The sequence below is a fragment of the Nocardia sp. BSTN01 genome (assembly GCF_015354405.1).
Classification (GTDB): domain Bacteria; phylum Actinomycetota; class Actinomycetes; order Mycobacteriales; family Mycobacteriaceae; genus Nocardia.
In genome coordinates this window covers 20,632-28,676 of the sequence record NZ_JADKYP010000068.1, presented here as the reverse complement: position 1 = coordinate 28,676, position 8,045 = coordinate 20,632, and the positions used below count along the sequence as shown (strand labels likewise).

Here is an 8,045-nt window from a genome sequence, read left to right as displayed (position 1 = left end):
CGCCGGAGGAGCCCGGACGCCGCGAGCTGCGACTGGTACCGCAGGATCGCTATCCCAGCTGGGAAGAGGTGTACCGGGACAATGTCGGCTGGGTCTACGCGCTGATCTTCTCGAAGGTCGGCAACAAACCGGATGCGGAGGATCTCACCGCCGAGGTCTTCGTGGCCGCGCTGAAACCGCTGCGGATCACCGCGAGCGTCGCCGAGGTGCGCGCCTATCTGCGCACCACCGCCCGCACCGTGCTCGCCGGGCACTGGCGCGCACGGATGGGCCGGGAGATCACGGTCATCGACGATGATATTCCGGACGAGAGCGTTTCGGCGCCAACCGATTCCGCCGCCTCCCGGGCGCCGGAGCATGTGCGCGCGGTATTGAGCGAACTGCCGGAACGCTACCGCCGGATTCTCGACCTTCGTTTCCTGCAGGGGCTGTCGGTGCGCGAATCGGCTGCCGCACTGGCGATCAGCGTGGCCAATGCGAAGGTGCTGCAGCATCGGGCGCTGCGGGCGGCGTCGGAACTGAATATCGACCTCGGTCTGTAACCCGGTCCCCTATCTGTCGGTGAAGCCCCGCACACCGCGGGGTCCGGATGGAGGCCGGATCCGATGCACCGACACCTCGTTCTGAATGGCACCGCCGCCGCGATGGCCGCCCTCGGCGTCATGACGCTGACGGCCTGCGCGACATCTGCCGACAAGGGCGCCAGCCCACCCGCTCCCACCGTCCGCTCCGACCCCGGCCTGGGCATGACCCCGGGCGCACCCGCACCCATGCCGGATATGCCCGGGATGCCGAGTGCGCCCCGGACGCCGGGCGTCGCGGCCGGGCCGAACGCCGTCACCATCGACAATTTCGCCTTCGGCCCGCAGACCGTCAACGTCAAGGCGGGCACCACCGTGACCTGGACCAATCGCGACGAGGAACCGCATACGGTGGTGGCGCGCGACGGCTCGTTCCACTCCCCGGGAATGGGCACGGGGGCCACATTCAGCTTCACCTTCGCCCAGCCGGGCACCTTCCCGTACTTCTGCTCGATCCATCCCTTCATGCACGCGACCGTGGTGGTGACCCCGTGACCGAACATCCGCAGCACATCGATCCGCGTGACCCGCACGCCATGACCCGGCGGCAACTGCTCCGCCACAGCGCCTGGTTCGGCGCGGCCGTGGGCCTGACCGTGGTCGGCGGCGAGGTCATCTCCCATGTGGCGGGCGCGGCCCCGGCCACGACCGAACGTCCCACCCTGCGATTCGCGCAGATCAGCGACAGCCATATCGGATTTCAGGGCACCGCCAACGCGAATGTCACCGACACCTTCACCGAGGCCATCGATCAGGTCAACGCGCTCGGGTACACACCGGATTTCGTCATCCACACCGGGGACCTGACCCATCTGGCCACGCCCGCGCAATTCGATCAGGTCCGCCAGATGATGTCGGGATTGTCCGCGCCACACATCTTCACCGTGCCCGGCGAACACGATTCGACAGACGACGGCGGACAGCGATACCGCGACGCATTCGGGCGCGGCACCCGCGGTGATGGCTGGTACAGCTTCGATATCGCGGGCGTGCACGTCATCGGCCTGGTCAATACGCTCCACGCACAGAACCTGGGGCATCTGGGGCAGGACCAGATCGACTTCGTCCGCACCGACGTGGCGGGCTTGTCCGCGGACACACCGATCATCGTCTTCAGCCATATTCCGCTGTTCGCCATGTACCCCCAATGGGGTTGGGGCACAGACGATGCGGCGCAGGTCCTGAACCTGCTGCGGCGGTTCTCCTCGGTCACCTGCCTCAACGGCCATGTGCATCAACTCTTCACCAAGACCGAGGGAAACATCACCTTCTTCAGCGGGACGACCACGGCCTATCCCCTGCCGCATCCCGGCGAGGGGCCCGCGCCCAAACCGGTGACGTTGCCGGCCGGAAAACTGCACGACGCACTGGGAATCCGGGAAGTGAGCTACCAGCAGGGCCGGCAGATGCTCGCGATCAAGGAGCAGACACTGCGATGACCACGATCTCTCCCGCCTGGTCGCGCCTCCCGGCCCGCGTGGCGATCAGCGCCGGACTCGTCACCACCGGTGTCGTGCACACCCAGCTCTACGGACGGGGCTATCGCTACATCGATTACGTAGGCCCGTCGTTCGCCATCCAGGCCGCCGCCGCCTTCGCGCTGGCCGCCCTGGTTCTGATCGGTCCCTGGACCATGCGCGCGGCGGCGGCGGTGCTCAGCGCCGCCGCCCTCGGCGCTTTCGTGCTGTCGCGGACGAGCGGACTGTTCGGATTCACCGAAATCGGCTGGCAGCCCGCTCCGCAGGCGATGATCGCCGTCGTCGCCGAGATCGGCACGCTCGTGGTCTGTCTGGCCTCGCTGTATCGGAGGCAACTTCGCACCTGATGTCGCGGCGCCGCACGGCGGACGGCAGGATGGCTCGGGTGCTGCGTAGTTTTCAGGTGACCAATCACCGATCCCTGGCCGAACCACAGGAGCTCCGCCTGGTCTCGAGCCGGGCCGGAGCGCTGCCCGCGCCCGTCACCGCCGTGCACGGCGCGGCCGCCAGCGGCAAATCCGGTCTCGTCGACGCACTGGCCCACATGCGCGACGCGGTCCTGCATTCGGTGACCGGCTGGGACCCCTACGCCGGGCCGGTGCGCACACCGCATCTCGGATTCGCCGATCGGCCTTCGGAATTCGTCGCCACCTTCGTCGCGGAGGGCACGCCCTACACCTACGGGTTCCGCCTCGACAATGCCGATGTCACCGCCGAATGGCTGCATACGCATCCGCACAACCGCAAACGCATCATCTTCGAGCGCGAGGGCGAGCAGATCCGGATCGGGCCGATGTTCGAACCGGTGCGCTTCGGCATCAGCGCCCTGGTGCCGCTGGTGCGGCCGAATGCGCTGCTGCTCAGCCTGACCGGGCAGATGTATGCCGAGGCGCTGGTTCCCGCCTATCGGTGGTTCTCCGCTCAGCTCGACGTCCAGCGCGGGCCCGCCGAACCGCACAGCATCGCCGAGCGCCTCGGCGGCCACATCTCCCGCTCCGCCGACAACGCCGCGCGGTTGCTGATGCTGCTGCGTTCGGCCGAACTGGGCATCGAGGATCTGCTGCTGGCCGAGAACGATCCGATGTACGCGGACTACTTGCGCGATATCGACGGTGAAATCGCCGGTATGGCAAAGGAATTGGATGCCTGCGCCGCATCGCCGGCGCACGCGCTGCAGGTGCGCGAAACTCTCGGCGTGGAACCCGTCGCCCTCGAACGGGAACTGAGCAATCTGCGCGCGGCCCGCGACACCCTCTACGCGCGTATGGTCGCCCGCCGCGGGGTCGGACTCGGCGTGGTCCATGAGGGCATCGACGCCGCCTTCGACATCGCCGACGAGTCCACCGCCACCCTGGCCCTGCTGCGCCTGCTGCCGACCGTCCTCGACGCGCTCGACACCGGCCGGGTCCTCGCGGTCGACGATATCGACACCCATCTCACCGGTGACACCGCCGACCGCGTGATCCAGCTGTTCCAGAATCCGGAGACCAACTCCCGGGGCGCGCAGCTGATCTTCACCACCCGCAACCGCACCCTCATCGACCGCGGCAACGGGCGATCGCAGTCCCGGCGCACCAAGGTGTGGCAGGTGCGGCGCACCTCGACCGGAACCAGCGAGATCACCTCGAACTGAGTCCTGCGGCCGGCGGCGCGACGAGGCTGTCCCGTTTGTCCGCCTAGCATGGAGGCATGCTGCTGCAGATCGTGTTCATCGTGTTGATCGCCGGCGCACTGATCGCGCTGTTGATGAACTTCCGCGGCCGGGGCCGTTTCGGTGGATTCCAGCGTGCCCAGCTGGAGGCCGGGACGCTGCGCATCACCGGGGTGAGCCCGCGTCCGGCCGGTCAGGGCGAGCAGTTCGTGACCATCACCGGCACGCTCTCCGGCCCGAGCGTCCCCGCCGAGACCGTGTACGGCCGCTTCGCGTGGGACGTCAACCAGTGGCCGTTCCCCGGTGAAGACCTGCCGGTCGCCTATCCGCCGGGTAAGCCGCAGCACTGGCAGATCGGCCATCCGGACCCGGGGCCATCCGCAGGATTGTGATCCCGGGCTCAGGATGTGCCGGACCTACCGGCCTCTCCGAGCGCCGGGCGCGTTCCTGCGCACCGCGTCACCGGCGGCAGGATGCGCCGTGCCGCTAGTCGAAGGTGAGCGAATCCGGATCGTCGGCGTAGGCACGGGCCACGTCGGAGGACAGGTCGAGGGCACGGCGCGCCCAGGTCAGCGGCGCGGAGGCCAAACCACACGCGGGGGCGACCAGGACGCGGTCGGTGAGCGTCCGGCGCGGGAAGCCTAGGCGATCGACGAGGCGCACGCCGGGTTCGGCGAGCTGCCGCCAAGTCGGCGGGGTGGCCGGAGCCGTCGTCGGGACCAGTCCCAGGGCGAGGTATTTGCCCGCGTCCAGTAATTCCCCGACGGCGTCGAGATTGCCGGTGGCTACGGCCGCCATGTCGAAACCTATTGCGGCAGCGGCGCTTGCACGCAGGAACGACAGCGGTGGCGTATCGGCGCAGCTGTGGATCAGCACCGGGCCGGGCTGGGCGGTGACGACCGTATCGAGGATGTGCAGGGCCTCCGGTTCGGGAACCGCGCGCACGGTGTTCAGCACGCTGGCGCCGCGCAGACTCCCCTCGAGCACCGCCGCCAGCGACGGTTCGTCGAGTTGCACGACGACATCGGCGCCGAGCCGCTTGCCGACCTCGGCCGCATGGTTGCGCAACCCCTCGGCCAGCGATTCCGACAGGTCGCGCACCGCACCGGAATCGGTGAGCACGCGATGACCGTTCGCCAGTTCGACCTGCGCCGCCAGCGTCAGCGGTCCGACCGACTGAACCTTGAGGGCGCGGCCGGTGCCGGTGAGACCCGCTGTCTCCCAGGCTTCTTCGAGCGCGTCGAGATCGGTGCGCAGCAGATCGTGAGCGCGGCGTGCGGTCGCTCCGGGGCGGGCGCTCAGCCGGTATCCGCGAGTGGTGGTGTCGAACTGCATATCGACCAGCAGCGCCGAGGCGCGCCCGACCATATCCGAACCCGCACCGCGCCCGGGCAATTCGGGCAGATGCGCGAGTTCGGGCAGCTCTCCCACGATGGTGGCGGCGGCCTCCCGGGGGTCGGTGCCCGGCCAGGAACCGACACCGGTGGCGATACCTCCTCGCAGGGCCGGGCCCGCGTCGGCTCGGTTCTCGCTCGTCATATCTCACCCATCTCGATCACCGCGCCGACGGTCCGCGGCCGCGGTCACACACGCCGCCACCGGTATCTGTGCACGCGGGTCGGCCGTCCTCCCCATGGTCGCCCCGATCCGGACGACACCCGCACTCACCGTGCGGAATCCGCGACCAGTTCCCCCGCGTCGGAGGTTCGCTCACGTCCGGTGCCGCTGATGGTTCCGCTGCCGATCACCCGGTCACCCTGCGGATCCGGCAGATAGGCGACCACGGCCTGCCCGCGCGCCACCCCGGTCAGCGGCTCGCGCAGCCGGGCGACCAGCCCGCCGTCGACCGCCTCCACGACGGCCGAGGCGATGCCGCCGTGCGCACGCACCTGGACGACGCACTCGAAGGGCCCGGACGGCTCCTCACCGGAGGTCCACACGGCCCGATCCGCCTGCACCGTCCAGACATTCAGATCTTCCGCGGGACCGACGTGAACGGTGCCGGAGTCCGGGTCGATCTCGGTGACGTAGCGGGGCCGGCCGTCCGCGGCCGGGCCGGGCAGCCCGAGCCCCTTGCGCTGGCCGATCGTAAATCCGTGCACGCCCTCGTGATCGGCCAGCTTGCGGCCGTCGCTGTCGACGATGGCGCCGGGGCGCACACCGATCGAGGCGCCGAGAAATGCGCGGGTGTCGCCGGAGGGGATGAAGCAGATGTCGTGCGAGTCGGGCTTGTTCGCGACGGCGAGGCCACGCTCGGCGGCCTCCTCGCGGATGCGCGGCTTCGGGGTGTCACCTACCGGGAACATCGCCCGCGACAGCTGGTCGGCGGTGAGCACGGCCAGCACATAGGACTGATCCTTGTCGGCGTCGACGGCGCGGCGCAGCACCCCGTCGGACAGCTGCGCGTAGTGGCCGGTCACCACGGCATCGAAACCCAGCGCGGCGGCGCGATCGGCCAGGGCCGAGAACTTGATCTTCTCGTTGCAGCGCAGGCACGGATTCGGCGTCTCACCGGCCGCGTACGCGGCGACGAAGTCGTCGATCACGTCCTCTTTGAAGCGGTCCGCGAAATCCCAGACGTAGAACGGGATTCCGAGCACGTCGGCGGCGCGGCGCGCATCGCCGGCGTCTTCTTTGGAACAGCAGCCGCGCGATCCGGTGCGCAGCGTTCCGGGGGTGGCCGACAGGGCCAGGTGCACGCCGACCACCTCGTGACCGGCGTCGACCGCACGCGCGGCGGCCACGGCGGAATCGACGCCGCCACTCATCGCTGCCAGCACTCTCATCGCGAACCTCCCTTCGCACCGGCCAGTCCGGCCGCTTCGGCCCGTTCCACCACGGACGGCAGAACTTCCAGCACTCTGTCGATCTCGGCCACGGTCGTGGTGTGGCCGAGTGAGAACCGCAGGGAACCGCGCGCCTGTCGCGGCTCCACACCCATCGCGAGCAGGACATGGCTCGGCGCGGCCACCCCGGCGTTGCACGCCGATCCGGTCGAGCACTCGATTCCGGCGGCGTCGAGCAGCATCAGCAGGGAATCGCCCTCGCAACCGGGGAAGGTGAAGTGAACGTTTCCGGGCAGACGCCGATCGCCGGTGGCGCCGTTGAGGACGGCACCGGGAATCACGTCACGCACGCCGGCGATCAGACGGTCGCGCAGGTCGATCAATTCCGTTGTGCGCGCGGGCATTTCCCGTACGGTCTCCCGCAGCGCCGTGGCGATTCCGGCCGCGGCCGGCACATCCGAGGTGCCCGATCGCAGATCGCGCTCGTGGCCGCCGCCGTGCAGCAGCGGGACGCAGCCCACCTGCCGGCCCAGCAGCAGCACACCGCATCCGTGCGGACCGCCGACCTTGTGCCCGGCGAAACTGGCCGCGGCCAGGCCGCTCGACGCGAAATCGATGGGCAGCTGGGCAGCCGCCTGCACCGCGTCGCTGTGCATCGGAATATCGAATTCCTGTGCGACGGAAGCCAATTCGAGAATGGGCTCGATCGTGCCGACCTCGTTGTTGGCCCACATCACACTGACCAGGGCGGTATCGTCGGCGTGTGCGGACAGCGCCTCGCGCAGCACGCCCGGCGAGACGACGCCCTCGGCGTCGACGTCGAGCAGGGTGACCTGCGCTCCCTCGTGCTGCTGCAACCAGTCCACCGCGTCGAGCACCGCATGATGTTCGACCGAACTCACCAGGATGCGGGTGCGGCGCGGATCGGCGTCGCGACGGGCCCAGTAGATGCCCTTGACCGCGAGGTTGTCACTTTCCGTACCGCCGGAGGTGAAGATCACCTCCGACGGGCGCGCCCCCAGATCGGCGGCGACCGATTCGCGCGCCTCCTCCAGCACTCGCCGCGCGGTGCGGCCGGAACCGTGCAGGGACGAGGCGTTACCGACCGTGCCGAGCACAGCCGTCATCGCCTCGACGGCGGCCGGGAACATGGGTGTCGTGGCCGCGTGATCGAGGTAGACCGTCTTGGGCGCCGCTGCGACCGGACCCGGGAAAGCCGACATCATGACCGATCCAGCCTATCCCACCGTTGACCTGCACACCTTGGGGGTATCCTTCCGCTTTCCGCACACCACCTACGCTTCACCCCCATCGGCAACCCGGCGGCCCGGCCCCGATATTCCCGAGGACCGCCGACGATTTCCGGCGTCCCGATTCCCCGCAGGGACACCCGGCAGTCGACGACCAAGCAGATGCTCGATATTTGCTGAGGCGTGCTCACGATCCGGCACGGCTACCCGAACACCTCAACACTACCATTCGAAAACGACTGGACTCCAGGTATTTTCGGGCCACCGACCAGCTCGCGGGAAGTTTGCGGATATTGGCG

The 8,045-nt window shown here is 69.0% G+C and carries 9 protein-coding genes; 6 read left to right on the top strand and 3 right to left on the bottom strand.

The features are described from left to right. Positions 1 to 26: 26 nt before the first annotated feature. The 6 genes from IRT45_RS32070 to IRT45_RS32045 all read left to right on the top strand — a co-directional run bounded on the left by IRT45_RS32070 (position 27) and on the right by IRT45_RS32045 (position 4,102). Positions 27 to 542 carry an RNA polymerase sigma factor gene (locus tag IRT45_RS32070; RefSeq protein ID WP_228535693.1) on the top strand — a complete coding sequence of 172 codons (516 nt, stop codon included), beginning with the start codon at positions 27 to 29 and terminating at the stop codon, positions 540 to 542. Positions 543 to 746: 204 nt separating this feature from the next. Then, a complete protein-coding gene (locus tag IRT45_RS32065) occupies positions 747 to 1,076 on the top strand; it encodes a cupredoxin family copper-binding protein (RefSeq protein WP_375540178.1) in 330 nt (109 codons plus the stop codon). A gap of 41 nt (positions 1,077 to 1,117) precedes the next feature. Beyond that, a complete protein-coding gene (locus IRT45_RS32060; protein WP_194809545.1) occupies positions 1,118 to 2,020 on the top strand; it encodes a metallophosphoesterase in 903 nt (300 codons plus the stop codon). Beyond that, entirely contained in the window at positions 2,017 to 2,406 is a 390-nt protein-coding gene (locus tag IRT45_RS32055; RefSeq protein ID WP_194809541.1) for a hypothetical protein, read from the top strand. Before IRT45_RS32060 ends, IRT45_RS32055 begins: the two co-directional genes overlap by 4 nt. A gap of 38 nt (positions 2,407 to 2,444) precedes the next feature. Next, positions 2,445 to 3,692: an AAA family ATPase gene (locus IRT45_RS32050; RefSeq protein ID WP_194809540.1), complete on the top strand. Its 1,248-nt coding sequence runs from the start codon at positions 2,445 to 2,447 to the stop codon at positions 3,690 to 3,692. A 56-nt stretch (positions 3,693 to 3,748) separates the two neighbouring features. After that, positions 3,749 to 4,102, top strand: coding sequence for a hypothetical protein (locus IRT45_RS32045; RefSeq protein ID WP_194809539.1), 354 nt, complete (start codon positions 3,749 to 3,751; stop codon positions 4,100 to 4,102). 94 nt (positions 4,103 to 4,196) lie between these two features. On the opposite strand, the gene IRT45_RS32040 is transcribed toward IRT45_RS32045, so the two are convergent. The 3 genes from IRT45_RS32040 to IRT45_RS32030 form a co-directional block, all read right to left on the bottom strand. After that, positions 4,197 to 5,249 (bottom strand): methionine synthase, encoded by a 1,053-nt coding sequence (locus IRT45_RS32040; RefSeq protein ID WP_194809538.1) that lies wholly within the window; start codon positions 5,247 to 5,249, stop codon positions 4,197 to 4,199. 125 nt (positions 5,250 to 5,374) lie between these two features. Continuing rightward, a complete protein-coding gene (gene mnmA / locus IRT45_RS32035; protein ID WP_194809537.1) occupies positions 5,375 to 6,496 on the bottom strand; it encodes a tRNA 2-thiouridine(34) synthase MnmA in 1,122 nt (373 codons plus the stop codon). Beyond that, positions 6,493 to 7,722: a cysteine desulfurase family protein gene (locus IRT45_RS32030; protein WP_194809536.1), complete on the bottom strand. Its 1,230-nt coding sequence runs from the start codon at positions 7,720 to 7,722 to the stop codon at positions 6,493 to 6,495. The genes mnmA and IRT45_RS32030 overlap by 4 nt, the downstream gene beginning before the upstream one ends. Positions 7,723 to 8,045 lie beyond the last annotated feature (323 nt).